The sequence below is a fragment of the Alistipes montrealensis genome (genome assembly GCF_018362775.1).
In the GTDB taxonomy this organism is placed as follows: Bacteria; Bacteroidota; Bacteroidia; order Bacteroidales; family Rikenellaceae; genus Alistipes; species Alistipes montrealensis.
On record NZ_JAGYXY010000007.1, the window covers coordinates 16,685 to 32,688 of the forward strand.

General features: G+C 58.6%; 11 protein-coding genes. 4 read left to right on the top strand and 7 right to left on the bottom strand.

Annotated features, from left to right (window positions below; all coding sequences use genetic code 11):
- Nucleotides 1-91 precede the first annotated feature (91 nt).
- The 4 genes from KG007_RS12570 (at nucleotide 92) to KG007_RS12585 (ending at nucleotide 3,820) form a co-directional block, all read left to right on the top strand.
- Nucleotides 92-1,456: a Gfo/Idh/MocA family oxidoreductase gene (locus tag KG007_RS12570; RefSeq protein WP_394369674.1), complete on the top strand. Its 1,365-nt coding sequence runs from the start codon at nucleotides 92-94 to the stop codon at nucleotides 1,454-1,456.
- 61 nt (nucleotides 1,457-1,517) lie between these two features.
- Nucleotides 1,518-1,745: a hypothetical protein gene (locus tag KG007_RS12575; RefSeq protein ID WP_213349280.1), complete on the top strand. Its 228-nt coding sequence runs from the start codon at nucleotides 1,518-1,520 to the stop codon at nucleotides 1,743-1,745.
- Between the two features lie 3 nt (nucleotides 1,746-1,748).
- Nucleotides 1,749-2,585, top strand: coding sequence for an FAD:protein FMN transferase (locus KG007_RS12580; RefSeq protein WP_213349281.1), 837 nt, complete (start codon nucleotides 1,749-1,751; stop codon nucleotides 2,583-2,585).
- Nucleotides 2,582-3,820, top strand: a complete 1,239-nt coding sequence (locus tag KG007_RS12585; RefSeq protein WP_229095520.1) for a Gfo/Idh/MocA family protein — start codon at nucleotides 2,582-2,584, stop codon at nucleotides 3,818-3,820. Before KG007_RS12580 ends, KG007_RS12585 begins: the two co-directional genes overlap by 4 nt.
- A gap of 389 nt (nucleotides 3,821-4,209) precedes the next feature.
- Here the strand turns inward: KG007_RS12585 and KG007_RS12590 are convergent, their stop codons facing one another.
- From KG007_RS12590 to KG007_RS12620, 7 genes are all read right to left on the bottom strand, one after another.
- Nucleotides 4,210-5,397 carry a clostripain-related cysteine peptidase gene (locus KG007_RS12590; protein ID WP_213349283.1) on the bottom strand — a complete coding sequence of 396 codons (1,188 nt, stop codon included), beginning with the start codon at nucleotides 5,395-5,397 and terminating at the stop codon, nucleotides 4,210-4,212.
- 20 nt (nucleotides 5,398-5,417) lie between these two features.
- The gene (locus KG007_RS12595; protein WP_213349286.1) at nucleotides 5,418-8,477 is read right to left on the bottom strand and encodes a fimbrial protein; all 3,060 of its coding nucleotides are present in this window, start codon (nucleotides 8,475-8,477) and stop codon (nucleotides 5,418-5,420) included.
- A gap of 20 nt (nucleotides 8,478-8,497) precedes the next feature.
- Nucleotides 8,498-11,434: a fimbrial protein gene (locus tag KG007_RS12600; RefSeq protein WP_213349289.1), complete on the bottom strand. Its 2,937-nt coding sequence runs from the start codon at nucleotides 11,432-11,434 to the stop codon at nucleotides 8,498-8,500.
- A gap of 41 nt (nucleotides 11,435-11,475) precedes the next feature.
- On the bottom strand, nucleotides 11,476-12,381 hold the full coding sequence (locus KG007_RS12605) for a FimB/Mfa2 family fimbrial subunit (RefSeq protein ID WP_213349291.1): 906 nt from the start codon (nucleotides 12,379-12,381) through the stop codon (nucleotides 11,476-11,478).
- Nucleotides 12,382-12,449: 68 nt separating this feature from the next.
- The gene (locus KG007_RS12610; RefSeq protein ID WP_249413349.1) at nucleotides 12,450-13,583 is read right to left on the bottom strand and encodes a hypothetical protein; all 1,134 of its coding nucleotides are present in this window, start codon (nucleotides 13,581-13,583) and stop codon (nucleotides 12,450-12,452) included.
- Between the two features lie 57 nt (nucleotides 13,584-13,640).
- Nucleotides 13,641-14,765 (bottom strand): hypothetical protein, encoded by a 1,125-nt coding sequence (locus tag KG007_RS12615; RefSeq protein WP_213349294.1) that lies wholly within the window; start codon nucleotides 14,763-14,765, stop codon nucleotides 13,641-13,643.
- Nucleotides 14,766-14,829: 64 nt separating this feature from the next.
- Nucleotides 14,830-15,954, bottom strand: coding sequence for a hypothetical protein (locus KG007_RS12620; protein ID WP_249413350.1), 1,125 nt, complete (start codon nucleotides 15,952-15,954; stop codon nucleotides 14,830-14,832).
- Nucleotides 15,955-16,004 lie beyond the last annotated feature (50 nt).

Here is a 16,004-nt window from a genome sequence, read left to right on the forward strand (position 1 = left end):
GAGCACGATGGCAGACAAGAAGATGTCGCGCAGGAGCTTCCTGCAGAACACGGCCCTCATCGGAGGGGCCGCGATGATTCCCTCGCTGCTCATGGGCGGCAATACCGGGAACGGAACCAAAAAAATGGCCCCGCCGAAGGTGGTAGGGGCTAACGAAAAGGTCGGCATCGCGTTGATCGGAATCGGCAACCGCGGCGCCGAGGTGGCGAAAGAACTTCATAAGACAGGTCTTTGCAACGTCGTGGCCCTCTGCGATGTGGACATGGGCGCCAAACATACGCAGGAGATCGAGGCCATGTTCCCCGGTGTGCCGAAATACCGCGATTTCCGCAAACTGTTCGACGAGATGTCCGGCAGGATCGACGCCGTCATGGTGGCGACGCCCGACCACAGCCATTTCCCCATCTGCATGGCGGCCATGCGCGAGGGCATCCATGTTTATGTGGAGAAACCGCTGGCCCGCACGTTCTACGAGTGCGAACTGCTGATGGAAGCCGAGAAGAAATACGGCGTTGTGACCCAGATGGGCAATCAGGGGCACTCTGAAGCCAACTATTTCCAGTTCAAGGCGTGGAAGGACGCCGGGATCATCAAGGACGTTACGGCCGTTACGGCCCACATGAACAACCCGCGCCGCTGGCACGGCTGGGACCCTAAGATGACGAGCTACCCGCAGGCCGAACCCGTTCCGGGGACACTGGATTGGGAGACATGGCTCTGCGCGGCGCACGAACACGCTTACAACCACGACTACCACAAGGGGCAGTGGCGCTGCTGGTACGATTTCGGCATGGGAGTGCTGGGCGACTGGGGCGCGCATATTCTCGACACGGTGCACGAGTTCCTCGAACTGGGCCTTCCCACGGAGGTCAATCCCACCTACCTCAAGGGACACAATCCCTTCTTCTATCCCATGTCGTCCACGCTGGTCTTCCGCTTCCCCGAGCGCCGGCAGATGCCTGCCCTGGACATTACGTGGTACGACGGTCTGGACAATATTCCCTCCGTGCCCGACGGCTACGGCGTGTCGGAGCTCGATCCGAACATCCCGACGGTCGCCGGCGGCAAGATCCAGCCTGCGAAACTCAATCCGGGCAAGGAAATTTATTCCGAGACGCTGACCTTCAAGGGCGGTTCGCATGCGAGCACGCTCTCGATCATCCCCGAAGAGCGGGCGAAGGAGATGGCCGGAAGGCTTCCCGAGGTTCCCAAAACCACGTCGAACCACTATGCCAACTTCCTGTTGTCGGTCATGGGCAAGGAGCATACCCGCTCGCCTTTCTCGGTTTCGGGGCCGCTGAGCCAGGTCTTCTGCCTGGGCGTCGTGAGCCAGTGGACCGGCGAAAAGATTCTCTTCGACCGCGAAACGAAGCAGATCACCAACAATCCGCTGGCCAACCAACTGCTCTGGGGCGCTGTTCCCCGCCGCGGCTGGGAGGAGTTCTACAAACTGTAACCGGTTGTGCCATCCGGCTGCTTTGGCGGCCGGATGGCGTTCGGTTTAAATCATGCAATCAATGAAAGATACCGTAATAACGGCGCGGGCGAAACGGCTGGAACTCGGCTTGATCCTCGGCTGTTTCGTGGCCGCCTGCCTGGTCAACGTCTTCGCCATCGTCCGCTACCGCACGCATTGGTCCGAACTGTTCTCGCAGATCGGATATGTCGTGTGCGTCGCCGCAGTGTTCTACCTGCTCGTGTGGCTGGTCCGGCTGGTCGTGCGGTTGTTTTGGCGCAGGAAGTAGACCATGGAATTTGTTTACAGCGCCAAAAATCCGCAGGCCCCGGTGGCTTATGCTACGTTTGAGGCGATGCATACTGTCCTGGAGGCGGTGCTGGCGGGAGTCGGCGAACCCGAGGCCCGGCGGCTGTCCGGGGAAATAGAGCGGCTCGTGGAAACGCTCGGCGCGAAGCTGAACCGGCACGACGACGGGAGCGTTTTTGCGAAGATCAATGCTTCGCAGGGGCGGGAAGCGGTTGCACTCGACGAAGAGACCTTCGTCATCCTGCAACTCTGCGAGGTGTTCCGCAAGAGTACGGGCGGTTATTTCGACATCGCAGCCCTTTCGGAGCGCGGAAACGCCCCGGCCTACCGGCTCGATCCCGTTACGCGGAGCGTCACGTTGGCCGGAGACGGCGTCGTGCTCGACGCGGGCGGCTTCGGCAAAGGTTATGCGCTCGACCGGGTGAAGAAACTGCTGACCGACGCCGGCGTCGGGAGTGCCCTCGTCAACTTCGGGGACAGCTCCGTGACAGCCGTCGGTTCGCATCCTTTCGGGGATTGCTGGCAGGTCGCGGCGACGGCCGGCGGGGGAACGTTCCGCCTCAGGGAGACTTCGCTCTCGTTTTCGGGGCTGCGGCCCGACGGGCAGGCGCACATCGTCGACCCGACGAACCGCCGGATGGTGTCCGAAGGCGGCGTCATTGCGGTCGAGGGCCGCTCGGCCTTTGTCTGCGAAATAGTATCCACGGCGCTTTACGCCGCACCCCGCGGGGCGAGGCAGGGGATCGTTGCGGAATTTGAAGGGTATAGCTACACGGAAATAAAGCAAGATACGGAATCATGGATAGAAGAGAATTTATGAAACGAATCGGCACGCTGGGCGCCGCCGGGATTGCGCTGTCGGCCGTTCCCTGGCTGAAAGGGTGTACTGCGGCCGGGCAGGACGAGATCAAGGGCGGCCGTGTGCGCTTCGGCATCATCGGAACCGGTTCACGCGGGCAGTACCACATGCGCAACCTGCTGTCGGTCGTCAATGCCGAGATCACGGCCCTTTGCGACAACTATGCGCACAACCTCGACCAGGCGTCGGGGATCGCTCCCGGGGCGAAGCGTTACGACGACCACCGCCGCCTGTTGGAGGATCCGGAGGTCGATGCCGTCATCATCGCCGTGCCGCTGCACCTGCATCACCGGGTGGCGCTCGACGCCTTCGGGGCGGGGAAGCACGTGCTTTGCGAGAAGGCCATGGCCTATACCATGGAGGAGTGTCTCGACATGTACCGGCAGGGCCGGGCGTCGGGGAAGATCTTTTTCGTGGGACAGCAGCGGTTGTTCGATCCCAAGTATATCCGGATCATGGAATCGGTGCGCAAGGGCGAGCTCGGTCCCGTGGTGAATGTCCGCAACTACTGGTATCGCAACAACGACTGGCGGCGGAAGGTTCCTTCGCCCGAACTGGAACGGCACATCAACTGGCGCCTTTACCGCGAATACTCCCGCGGGCTGATGACCGAGTTGGCCTGCCACCAGTTGCAGAACGGAACGTGGGCCATGGGAATGCTTCCTACCCAGGTCATGGGTACGGGCAATATCGTCTACTGGAAGGACGGCCGCGAGGTGTTCGACAGCGTCAGCACCATCTACACATTCCCCAACGGGGTCAACATGACCTTCGAATCGGTGATCGCCAACAAGCATTTCGGCATGGGCGAGCAGATTCTCTGCAAGGAGGGAACCGTCGACCTGGCCAACGGTCGCCTCTATGCCGAGAGTCCCCGTAAAAGGAGCGGCATCCGCCAACTGGTCGGGGAGATCGAGCAGGGTATTTTCAGCAACTCGGTTTTTGCAGGCACGAGTTGGTCGGCGGAGGCCGCTTCGGCCGATCCGGGCATTGCCATTATGCCGGAAGCGGTCGGGAGCGACGGTTCGCTCGAAATGCTCCAGTCCTTCTGCCACAGCATCCTTACCAACACGCAGCCGCCCAACGTCCTCGAAGAGGCTTACTATGCGTCGATTTTCTGCCTGCTGGGCGACGAGGCGATCCTGCAAAACAAGATTCTGGCTCTGCCCGACGAGGTCCGGATCGACTATATTTAGCGGCCCGGCCCGGGGACCGGCAACCGACCCGGAGCGGCTTGCGCAGGCGCTTGGCGGAAGGCCGGTCCGGCACGACGGCGGTGTCCGGGCACTCCCGAACGCGGGCCGTCCCGACGAAGAACACCCCAAAAGTCTCGTATCCGACTTTTGGGGTGTTGTTTGAACTATGATAGAATCAGGGGATTACGAGTGCCTGCGCGCCAGATCGATTAACGAGAGCGGCAGACAGAGGAGAAATGCCGCAAGCATGCAGGCCGTAAGCGGTACGACGAGCAGCAGGCGGACAGAAACGCCGAGGCCTTTCCGGATCGGTGGCGGGACCGCTGCGCGGCGGTGATTTTTTACCGGACGGGACTGCTCGGGCGTAGGTTTCATTGTTATTCGGGCGGTTATATTCCTTGTAGGGCTGTGTACCAGGATAGTCGGCGGTAGGCTTCGTTCAGGGCCGGGAAAGCTTCCTGTTCGACATAGGTCGTGAGACCCGAGTGGCGGTGGACCGCAAAGCCGTTTTGGCCGTCCATGAATGTTTCTGTCGACGCTTTCCATACCACCGTGCGGTTCAACTGTGTCCGGAAATCCGGGTAATCCTCCGGAGTGAGGCGCGTTTCGGCCCATTCGTCCAGGTCGAAGTAGCGCGGCAGCGCCGGAGAATCCCCATAGCTGCCCGGACGATCGAAATGTTGAAGACGGGTTAGATCGGACGTCCCGACGGGATAGGCGGGGAGCGTTCCGTGCATCCGGACAGCTAATAGGGATATTTCTCGGGTGTCGATAAGGCTCAGTGTCGCCGAACGACGGACTCCCGTATAATTTATTGAAACATAATCCATGTAAGCCTGTCCGAAGGCACTGAGGGCCGTCTGCACCTCTTCCGCCGTGTTGCATAGCAGTCGCAGCGCCGCCGGATAAACCGGCGTGAAGCCAGGCGAAACGATTTCGGCGGAGGATGCAAGCAGGTAGTCTGCTTTGCCGCGCAGTTCGCAGGCGACCTCGACGCCCGCCGTGAGACAGGTTTCGAAGACGATGAAATCGAACATTCCGTCGGGAATGGCCGCGGCGAAGTCTGCAAGCTCCATTTCGCTGCGTGCTGTTCCGCCGTCATCCACCCCGATCGAACGGGACTGGTTGCGGGGCCTTTGCAGCGTCCCCGACGGCAGCCAGCCGCTGGCGTGCGAGAAGAAGATCATTCCATAGCTGTCGGCGGGATATTCCCGTGCCACCTCCCGAAGCACGCGGGCGAAAGTCTCTGGAGAGGCCGAGTTCTCGACGCCGTATTCGCGCACGGTTTCCACATAGGGCGTGGGTGTAACCCGGCAGCCTCCGCGCAGGCGCAGCAACCGCGCTCCGTCGCGGGAATCCTGATAGATCAGGCATTTGTTGCCGGTGTAGGTCCATCCCTGCCGCAGGGCCTCGACCTTGCGCGCCGTCTCGTCCGAGAGGTTGCTGTCGCCGCCCAGGTAGACGACGATCGTCCGCGTGGGCAGGTCCGGGTCCGGGCCTGCATACTCTTCCTGGATGCAGGAGCCGAGCAGTACGGTCAGCGGCAAAATCACGAATATGGATCGTATGACTTTCATGAAAAGGTCGCTCGAAAAACTTATTTTTCCCGGACAGGCCGTACCGCATAGCTCATGTTGCGGGTGGCTCCCGCCACCGGATAGATACTCGACGGAGTAAAATACATGGCGCTTCCTGTCTGCGTATCGCGCGCAGTCGCCGCCAAGCACGAAACTCCGGGGAAGCTGACGATGCCCATTATCGAACCCGACGAGTTGTTGCGATAGCCCGAAGCCGGGAAAAAGATGGTATCTCCGGTCTTGTTCAGGCCGCAGTAAAAATTCCATCCCTCATCATAGTCTCCCTTCACATTGAAGTCCGAAGGGTTTTCCGAACCGGCTTGTGTCGTCGTAAAGCCGGAGAAGGCATTGGGCGGCGGAATACAAAAGCCGGCAGGCGACGGATCGTAAACCGTCTTGACGACTTTCGTGTCATTGGCGGTCGTCGACACGTTATTGGCACTCCACAGGTTGTAATAGGTGGTCGAGCACCAATCCATCGGCGAAGTGGTTCCGCAATAGAGCATGTACGGAAGCTGTATGGATTCTCCGATCGTGACCCGGCCTACGATGCGGTCGAACGCATAGCCGGTCTTGTCGGGATCGGTATGACAATCCTTATCGATCGGAGAGCGCAGCCCCGACCACGGCAGCATGGGGTCCTTACGGCCCCATTGGTAGTAGGGGTTGTTCCCGGAACGGGCATATGAATAATCCGTTTGGACGAGTACGTCAGCAGAACTCATTCCGGTGCACTCCTGCGTAAAACGCACCTGCACACTGCGTTCGGGATAGGTGACGATGGAGCTGTCGCACCAGCCCAGATAGAACGGCATGAAGTCGTATTGATAGTTCTGCCGGTTGGTCACGGTTTTCAGGTCGCTGCCCGACACGTAGTCCGTCACCCAGATGTGCCAGCTCCACATGATCCGGCCGGAAGCGTCGCGCACGGCGACGATGGCATTGCCTTGCCGGATGGTCTCCACCGGGACTTCGAACGTCATATTCCGTTTATCGATGTCGAGGGCGATGCGCTGCACCAGGTCCGGGGCATCCTGCCAGACGAGACAGGCGTCGGCGGGCGTACAACCCGAGTTATTGTAGATATACGGATTGGAAATATCCGTATTCAGGTGTGTGACGAATTTCTTCAGCGCATACGTGCCGGTCGCAGACGACGTGTAGGCCGTCGTGTTCGGCGACCCGTCCTTGATCGCATTGCCGTAGACCAATGGGAACGTATAGGTTCCCGGAGCGTTGACCACATAGCAGTTGGCCGTGTTCATCGCCTCCCGGCCGCCTTTGGTCGAAAGGTCGTAATCCGTCTCGGGCCTCGCGGTACGCAGGTTGTCGTTGTGCGCACTGACTTCGACCGGAAGCTGTGCGGCGACGGAAAAAGGATAGGAATTCGGGAACTCCGTGAGGTTCCCGGGAAGCGAGCCGGGGCCCGAGGTCTGGAAATCCGGAAGCATCTCCGGTCTCTCGGTCGTCCAGGTCACTCCGCCGTCGGTCGAAAACTCCGCCTTCCAGGGGCAGGGGACATAACGATTGGCCGCAGCATCGTAAGAATAGCTGTGGGTCGACATGTAATTGCCGCTCTTCCCTTCATAGGTAAACGATTTCGTATAAATCTGCATGTCGAACCGAACCAGCAGAAGCGGTACGAAGTGCTCGATATTGCCGTAACGGACTTTGGCATACACCGCTGACGAGGGCAGGAATTTCCCAGAAATGTATTTGAGCCGGTAACCTTCGGCAGGAATCGTCATGCCCGAGAAGTCGAGTATGTTGTCCGCCACGGGCGTACCGTCTTCCAGGCACATCTGTAACTCCGTAGTGGGAATGGGGGTCTTTCTGTCGGCTCCGACGAGCGCCACGGTGCGCGTCTCGACCGAGCCCGGAAGCTCGTCGCCCGGCTTCTGGCCGGCATCCGGCATCTGGACTGCAAATTTCATCAGATCGGCAGGCGTGGAAACACCGTTCACCACCATCGTCGTATCCCGGTCGGTCTTGACCAGATACTGGCCGTTGCTCGTGAAACTCTTCCATCCGTCGCCCGACACCGTAACCGTATATTCGATATTGCCGCCGGGATTCGCCCAGGCTTCGGCGGCGGAACCGTAACCGCTGTTGTTCACACGCTCGATGCGGAACGTGTAGTGCGTGTTGGGACGAATGTCCAGATATTCGTTCGAGGCGTCGCCGGTAATGGATGTCGAAGAGAGCTGCCGCGAAAAATCAAGGCGGTAATACTCTTCCGTGCCGGACGCGGTGAGGCGCAGAATCAACGCCGTACGTCTCTTGTCGAATGTGTTCTCGTCCAGATCCTCCCCGGCGACGACGGTCGAAAGCGGATAGGGGGCGCAGTAATTCACCGCACTCAGGGCGGTCATACCGTCCGCATCGACGGCTGTACTCCAGGTTCCGCCGATTGCGCCGGCATTCGGAATTTCGTATCGGTCGGCATCCTGTTCGTAGACGACCTCCATGCTTGTTTTTCGGGGAGCTCCCGCCAGCGTGTACTTCACGGTCTTCCCGGCGAAAATGCCGGAATTGCCCAACTCCACCGTCACCTTGGCCAGCGAACGCACCAGCGTGCAGCTATTCGATCCGGCCGACCAGACGACGGAGCCGTACATCGGCTGCGGGTCGGAAGCCGCCATGGCCGCATCATAAACGGGATTGTCGTATACGAGCAGCGCCGAAAGAGCGCTCTCGGCAGCTCCCGTCCCGAGTCCCTGCAGCGAAGTTCCGACCGACGCCGGATAATTCGCCACGACGTAGACCTTGTCGCCCGCCCGCAGCTTGCAGTTCAGTTCGACGGAGGGCTGCGCCGTGCCGTTGCCGGTAACGGCCGCTGCTGCGTATGCCTGTTTATGAACGAGCGCTTCATTGCGGTAAACCAGCAGGATGAGGCTGTTGATTTTGCATTCCGCTTCGGTCGCGGCACGGGTGACGGCCACCTTCTGCGCATCGGGCATCCGGAGGACCAGCCTGTCGCCGGACGCGGCAGCGGGAGCCGCTGCTTCGTCCTTGATGCAGCCGCTCGTCAGCACGGCGGCCGCCAACAGATAAAAACCGTATATAAGTATCTTCTTCATAGCTCCGTAATTCAAAAATTTTATTGTTCCCGGATGGGGCGGACAGGCATCCCGGAGTAACGATTGGAGTCGATACGGGGATCGATCTGGTACGAACTGAACGAGAAGTTGCCGCTGGTGTCCGTACTTATCGCAGTGCCCGTCCAATAGCGGCCGCTGCCGGAGCCGAACACGCCCGAAGAGCCGCGGAAGCCCATCGCCGGGAAGTAAATCGTTCCGCCGGCGGGATCGTAAATGCCCCTGTCGGCCATTCTGTTGCAATAGAACACCCACCCGTTATTGGCGTCATAGTCGGCGGAAGAGGCGTACGGAGAATTGAACATGTATCCGTAAGCACTCTCCCCGCTTGTCATGCTGCCATAAGCGGTCGTTCCCGTAAAGGCGTTCACCGGCGGCAGGCAATACCCGACCGGCGACGGATCGTAGACTGTCTTGACGACCGTATCGTTGTTGACATCCGTCGTCGTATTATCGGCGTTCCACAGGTTGAAATATTTCATGTCCATATAATCGTTCGTATTGAAGCAGTAGGGAGCTTTGATCCACTCGCTTATATCGCTTGAGTACAAATCGCTGCTGTTGAACGCATAACCGGGCTTGTCGCTGTCGGTATAGCAGCTCTTGTCGTCCGCGACGTACGATCCGGCCTTGAATATTCCGGGAAGCATCGGATCCTTGCGGCCCCATTGGTAGTAGGTGTTGTTCCCCGGATCGACGACCGTAGCCGCCGGTTGGTCGAGTGTAAAGAGGGCGGTCTGCCCGGTTCCGGCCTGTGTAAGCCTTACCGACACGCGGCGGCTTTCATAAACGGTCGTCGGACCGTCGCACCAGCCCAGGTTGACGGGCATGAAGTCGTAGCCGACGGAATAGACAGTCGTCACGGTCCGCACATCGCTGTCGAGCACGTAATCCGTCACCCAGATATGCCAGCTCCACATGATCAAGCCCGAAGCGTCGCGCACGGCGACGATGGCGTTGCCCTGCCGAATGGTCTCGCGGGGCACTTCGAACGAAATATTCTGCTTGTCGGCTGTCAGCGAGACGTTCTGTACCAGCCCCTCGGCATCCTGCCAGACAAGGCAGGCGTCGGCGGGCGTGCAGCCCGGATTGTCGTAGATATACGGTTCGCTGATCGCGTCGCCCAGGTGGTTGACAAACCCGGTCAGGACGTCCGTTCCGCTCTTCGTCGAGGTATAGGCCGCCGTGTTGGGATCTCCGTCCCTGAGGGCATTTCCGTAAACCAGCGGAAGCGTATAGGTTCCCGAGGCATTGACCACGTAACAGTTGGCCGTATTGCGACTCCCCTTCGTCATCGAAAGGTCCAAATCGCTCTCCGGAGCAGCAGCCTGCAGGGCTTCCCGGGGCGCCGACGTGACGACTCCGGTTGCGGCCACGATCTGTGCGTCGAACGACGCCGGGGTCGTGCTGCCGGCATGCGTGTCGGTGAACTGTGTCAGCCATGCGGGTTTCGATGTCGTCCAGTTCTTGCCTTCGTCGATCGAAAACTCCGCCGTCCACGCTACCGGGACCTTTGTGCCGGCATCGTCGCCGAGGTCCACGTAACTCGATACCCGATAAGGCTTGGTGTCGCCCGTATAACCGAATTCGACGACCTTGTCGGCCACCTCCAGTACGGGGATTCCGTCGACCTGAAGCAGTGCATTGCGGCGGATGTTGCCGGCTATGACCGTCATGTTGTATTGGGATCCGACGGGATAGGCGGCCGGACCCGTGACGGGAATCCCGGTTTTACCGTCGGTGATTTTGATGCCCAGCACTCCGTCGGCATCGGCGTCCGTCAGCGAATATCCTGCCGTAACGGCTGCATCGGAGAGCTTTGCATAGATCGAATCGGCCTTGCTCTGTACGGGAATGAGCGTTTCGCGGCCCGCACGGACGAAAACGACCGAGTCCACGATCAGCGACGATCCTTGGATATTGCCGTTTACCGGCTCCTCGTCCCATTCGAGAATGTCCATTGCGACCGTGACGCTCTGCCGGTCGAGCGACACATCGATTTTGTAGACTTTGTTCGCCGTGATGTCCAGCGGCAGATTTTCGTCGTTGCCCGTATTGCCGCCGAGTGCTCCGCTGTTGATATAGACGGGCAGCGTATAGTCCTTGCCGTCGATGGCGATTGCCAGTTCCAGGCAGGCGGCTTTCGACGCTCCGGTACGCGGCAGGGTATAGAATGACGTTACGGCGGTGTATTCCGTCGTACTCGCGCCTACGGTTACGTTTCCGTGGGTGTTCTGGTAAATGACATCCGCGCCCGTGTTTTCGGTTGCCGGGGCGAAGGCGTGCGCCTTTTCGCGGCGATTTTTAAACGTCGTTTTTTTGACGATGACGGCAGCCCCTGCGAGGCCGGCTTTGCGACGCAGACTCAGGTCGATACGTGCATAACGGCGTTCCACAGGGATCGAAACCGTCGAAGTGGCGGTCGAGACGGTCGTACCCAGTTTGCCGCTCATCAGCATTCCGGCACTTCCTGCTGCGGGGAAATCCGTTGCAAAGGTGGTCGGATCGGTCATCAGCGCATCCAGTTCCGCTTTCGAATAGGGATTGTAGGAGGCGAGGTCGATGGCCGTGCCGCTGCGCAGGATGCGCCCGGCATTGAGCAGTACATAGATATCTTTTTTGCCTACCGTGACACGCCATGTGCGGTTGAGCCTGTCGGAGCCGTCCGTGACCTCTCCCGAGGGAGTCAGCGGCACGCTGGTTTGGCCGGGATTCTCGAGTACGCCGCTTTCATTGAAAATATAGACCCGTGCCGATTTGACCGCGACTTCGTTCGCCGAGGCATTCGGATCGGAACTGCCCGCATAGGTATCCAGCGAAAGCACCATGTCCACCGTCTTGTCGTCGCCTGCCGAAGCGTTGTCCTTGATGCAACCGCCCAGGCCTGCCGCCAGCAGGAACACAATGACCCATTTTCCGAATATGTTATATTTTTTCATCGCTCAATTGCTCTTTATCGTTTTCCAATCGCACCGGCGCCCTAAATTTCGGGCTCTGTCCCGATGGCGCTCCAGTCGGGAATCGTAATGGATATGCCCAGGTCGGTGAACTCGATCAGCATGCGTACCGCCGCTTCGTGTTTGTCGTCGACGGAGATGCCGTTGTCGGCCATGTATTGCCGCAGGTCGATCGTTGCTTTGACCGTGTTGTCGGGTTCGCGTACGGTGACCGTCACCGGATTGTCGTCGTCGAAACGCAATACCTGGAAGACCGAGGTCATGACCTTCCGTTGGGTATTCCACGCCACGGTGGGATGGTAGGTCGTGCCGAAAGGCTGCACGGCGTTCATCTGCATGTCGTACTGGGGCATCAGATTCCCGATTTCAAGAACCGGCCATGTCGCAGGGTCGGCAGATTGCCCGAAGTTCTTCACATGAATTTCCATGTCGATGTGTGCGCCCCGGAAGGGAATGTCGCCCGTCACTTTGTCCGGCATTTTGTCGGCTGCCGGAACCGTTATGTTATAATCCCCGTGGTAAAGGTGATCGTTCGTGGGGATTTTGGTTTGTGCGCCGTATGCAGGCGCATGGATGCGGCCCTGGGAAAGGGAACTGGAAAGTATCTCCGTGTCGCCGAAGGCATTGCCCCAGCAGACGATCCTGTAATCGCCTGCAGGCAGGTAAAGCTGCGTCCCCTGAAATCGGTTCAGATCGGCTTTTGCAATGGTTTTCTGCAGGATTTGCTGTCCGTCCGTCCTGTCGAAAACGAAAAGCGTCACTCCGTCGATCGCCCGGGAGAACATCGCCGGATCCTGGCTGTCGCCGGAATAGCTGAACGTAAGTTCCGTGTTGAACGGGGGCGGACAGTCGCTCATATCCTCGTTAATACAGCCTGCGGACAGGAAGAACGCGGCTGCGGCAAAAAGGGTTTTCGACAAAATTTTCATGGATAACGTTTTTGGGGTAAAAACCGGAGGGGAAGACGAGCCTCCCCTCCGGGATGATTCGATAAAACTTAAATTTCGGGGGTTACGTTCGATGCGGTCCAGTCGGCGACCGTGATGGCCACGATCAGGTCCATCTTGTCCTTCTCGGGCTTGTCGGTGATCTTATCGGGCGTGATTTCGATACCGCCGTTTTCCAGTCCCATTTTGTAGATCTTGTGGGGCGCGGTAGATGAGAGCAGCGTGCCGCTTTCGCGGAAGCCTTTTACCGTGATGTACTTTCCGGTAAAGGGAGTCGGGTTATCCGCGTCGCCCGTGCCGTCGGAGAGTTTATAACCGGCTGAAACCGTACCGCTCACCTTGTAAATGATATGTGGAACCACGTAGCCGCTGAAAACCTGATAAGCATAAGCTTTCGTGCCGGATACGGAGGTCACGGCCGCATTGTAGGCGTCGGTCGCCCATGCGGGGGTGAACGTTGCGGGCCAGGTGATTTCGTTGTAGTTCTGGAGGGTGCTATTGTAGATGCCGCCGTTGAAGTTCAGGAAATTGTTGACGTAAACGGCCTCGACGGTCAGCGCATCCAGTCCCGTCCCTTTTTTCACGGTTCCTATCTCAAAGCGGGATACTATCGAGCTGAGTTCCACGGCGGCCTTCTTCAGCGTGTGTCCGTCATCAGCCGTTTCCGTTGTGAAGACGGACTGGTCGCCAGCGAGCATCACCTGCTGCACGGAGTTGTAAGTGCCGGCCGCATTGCCTTTGGCATCCTCGGTCGCAAGGGTTTTGGCAGTCTGGTTCTGGTCTGCCACGCTGCTTTTCATCATCGCGGCCGTGAGCTCGCTGACCGGAACGGTTCCTGTCGGCAGGACGACGCTTCCCGAATTCACGACAACGAGTACCTGCGCGGGTTCCGTTATTTGCTCGAAACGCTTCTGCCGGGCCTTGATTTCGGCGTCGGTCCAGGCGTAGTACGTCACATTGCCGCCGGCATCCGCCAGATAAACCGCAACGTTGTTGTAGAACGGTGTGATCTGGCCCGCGGCCTGCGGGTCTTCGACCGCGTAGGTTTCCAAAGCACCCGGAAGGGATACTTCGAAATTCGTTTTTGCGGCGGGAGCCGGAGCTCCCGAATCAGCGTCCTTGTTGCAGGCCGCCAGCAGTGCCAGAGCGGTCAGAGCGCAAAGGCTTTTCGTCAATTTTTTCATGTGTTGCTTCTTGGGGTAAAGACCGGAGGGAAGCCCCTCCGGATAATTCGGTAAAACTTAAAATTCAGGAGTGACGTTGGAAACCGTCCAGTCAGCGACCGTGACGGCCACGATCAGGTCGATCTTCGTCTTCTCGGGATTGTCGGTGATCTTGTCGGGTGTGATCTCGATACCGCCGTTCTCCAGACCCATTTTATAAATCGTGTGGTTATAGATTCTACGGAGAGGGATGCCGTTTTCCATCAAGCCCTTTACCGTGATGTACTTGTCCGTGAAGGGAGTCGGATTATCCGCATCTCCCGTGCCGTCGGCGAGTTTGTAACCGGCCGAAACCGTACCGCTGACCTTGTAGATGATATGGGGAATGAGAGCGCTGGTAAAGGCTTGGTAAGCATAGGCTTTCGTTCCGGCTACGGAGGTCACGGACGCATTGTAGGCGTCGGTCGCCCACGAGGGAGAGTAGGTCGCGGGCCAGGTAGTTTCGGTAAAACACTGTTCGGAAGATCTGGCGTAATCGTTGTTGAAATTGTTGATATAAACAGCTTCGACCGTCAGCGCATCCAGACCCGTACCGGCCTTTACAGTGCCGGCCTCAATGCGCGCCACCAATGATTCGAGTTCCACGGCGGCCTTCTTCAGGGTGTGGCCGTCGTCGGAAGTCTCGGTCGTGAAGGTCGTCTGCTGGCCCATGAGGGTCACCTGCTGCACGGAGAGGTAATCTCCGGCGGCATTGCCTTTGGAATCGGCAACGGCAAGGGTTTTAACCGGCTTGTTCTGATCGGCGACAGCCAGCCTCTGTACGAACCCATTGAGTTCAACGAGCGAAATCGGCCCCGTCGGCAGCGTGATGCTTCCCGAGTTTACAAAGACTCCGACCAAAGTCGGCTCGACGATCTGCTCGAAACGTTTCTGTCGGGCCTTGATTTCGGCATCCGTCCAGGCATAGCCCACTGCATTTTCACCGGCATCGACCAGATAAACGACCACATTGTCGTAATAGGGCGTGATCTGGCCTGCGGCCTGCGGATCTTCGACCGCGTAGGTTTCCAAAGCACCCGGAAGGGATACTTCGAAATTCGTTTTTGCGGCGGGAGCCGGAGCTCCCGAATCGGCGTCCTTGTTGCAGGCCGCCACCAGTGCCAGAGCGGTCAGGGCACAAAGGGTTTTCGATAATTTTTTCATGTGTAACTTTTTTGGAGTAAATCCGGAGGGGAAGGAATACCCCCTCCGGACAATTCAGCAAAACTTAAATTTCTGGGGTGACGTTGGCTACCGACCAATTGGCCACCGTGATGGCTACGATCAGGTCGATCTTCGTTTTTTCGGGATTGTCGGTGATCTTGTCGGGTGTGATTTCGATACCGCCGTTTTCCAGCCCCATCTTGTAAATCTTATGGCCGTCGGCGTGCGAAATCAGTGAACCGTTTTCACGATAGCCCTTCACGGTGATATATTTCCCGGTAAAGGGGGTCGGGGTGTCCGCGTCGCCCGTACCGTCGGCGAGTTTGTAACCGGCTGAAACCGTACCACTCACCTTGTAGATGATGTGGGGAATCATAATACCCGCAAACACCTGGTAAGCATAGGCTTTCGTTCCCGCAACGGAGGTTACGGCCGCGTTGTAGGCGTCGGTCGCCCACGAGGGAGAGTAGGTCGCGGGCCAGGTCGCTTCTGTGAAACTCTGGACGGAAGATTTGCCGTAATCGTTGATGAAATTGTTGATATAAACAGCTTCGACGGTCAGCGCATCCAGACCCGTGCCGGGTTTTACAGTGCCGACTTCAAAGCGACCCGTCAACGATTCGAGTTCCACGGCGGCCTTCTTCAGGGTGTGGCCGTCGTCGGAAGTCTCGGTCGTAAAGGTCGACTGTTCGCCCAAGAGCGTTACCTGTTGCACGGAGAGGTAATCCCCGGCGGCATTGCCCTTGGCGTCCTCGGCCGCAAGGGTTTTAACCGGCTTGTTCTGATCGGCGACCGCCAACGTTTGCATGATCACGTTGAGGTCAGCGAGCGAGATCGGCCCCGTCGGCAGCGTGATGCTTCCCGAATTGACAAAGACTCCGACTACGGCCGGCTCCACGATCTGCTCGAAACGCTTCTGCCGGGCCTTGATTTCGGCGTCGGTCCAGGCATAGCCCACTGCATTTTCACCTGCGTCGACCAGATAAACGGTCACATTGTCGTAGTAGGGCGTGATCTGGCCCGCGGCCTGCGGATCTTCGACCGCGTAGGTTTCCAAAGCACCCGGAAGGGATACTTCGAAATTCGTTTTCGCGGCGGGAGCCGGAGCGCCCGAGTCGGCCTCCTTGTTACAGGCTGCCAGCAGTGCCAGAGCGGTCAGAGCGCAAAGGCTTTTCGTCAATTTTTTCATAAATTGTTCAATAAAAACCGGGGGGGGGGGAGGGGAAAGCCCCTCCCTCG

Bases quoted from the DNA above. Each gene is read 5' to 3' on its own strand.
- KG007_RS12575 (WP_213349280.1), top strand. From the start codon at position 1,518: ATGAAAGATACCGTAATAACGGCGCGGGCGAAACGGCTGGAACTCGGC.
- KG007_RS12585 (WP_229095520.1), top strand. From the start codon at position 2,582: ATGAAACGAATCGGCACGCTGGGCGCCGCCGGGATTGCGCTGTCGGCC.
- KG007_RS12580 (WP_213349281.1), top strand. From the start codon at position 1,749: ATGGAATTTGTTTACAGCGCCAAAAATCCGCAGGCCCCGGTGGCTTAT.
- KG007_RS12620 (WP_249413350.1), bottom strand. From the start codon at position 15,954: ATGAAAAAATTGACGAAAAGCCTTTGCGCTCTGACCGCTCTGGCACTG.
- KG007_RS12590 (WP_213349283.1), bottom strand. From the start codon at position 5,397: ATGAAAGTCATACGATCCATATTCGTGATTTTGCCGCTGACCGTACTG.
- KG007_RS12595 (WP_213349286.1), bottom strand. From the start codon at position 8,477: ATGAAGAAGATACTTATATACGGTTTTTATCTGTTGGCGGCCGCCGTG.
- KG007_RS12605 (WP_213349291.1), bottom strand. From the start codon at position 12,381: ATGAAAATTTTGTCGAAAACCCTTTTTGCCGCAGCCGCGTTCTTCCTG.
- KG007_RS12610 (WP_249413349.1), bottom strand. From the start codon at position 13,583: ATGAAAAAATTGACGAAAAGCCTTTGCGCTCTGACCGCTCTGGCACTG.
- KG007_RS12615 (WP_213349294.1), bottom strand. From the start codon at position 14,765: ATGAAAAAATTATCGAAAACCCTTTGTGCCCTGACCGCTCTGGCACTG.
- KG007_RS12600 (WP_213349289.1), bottom strand. From the start codon at position 11,434: ATGAAAAAATATAACATATTCGGAAAATGGGTCATTGTGTTCCTGCTG.
- KG007_RS12570 (WP_394369674.1), top strand. From the start codon at position 92: ATGGGCGGCAATACCGGGAACGGAACCAAAAAAATGGCCCCGCCGAAG.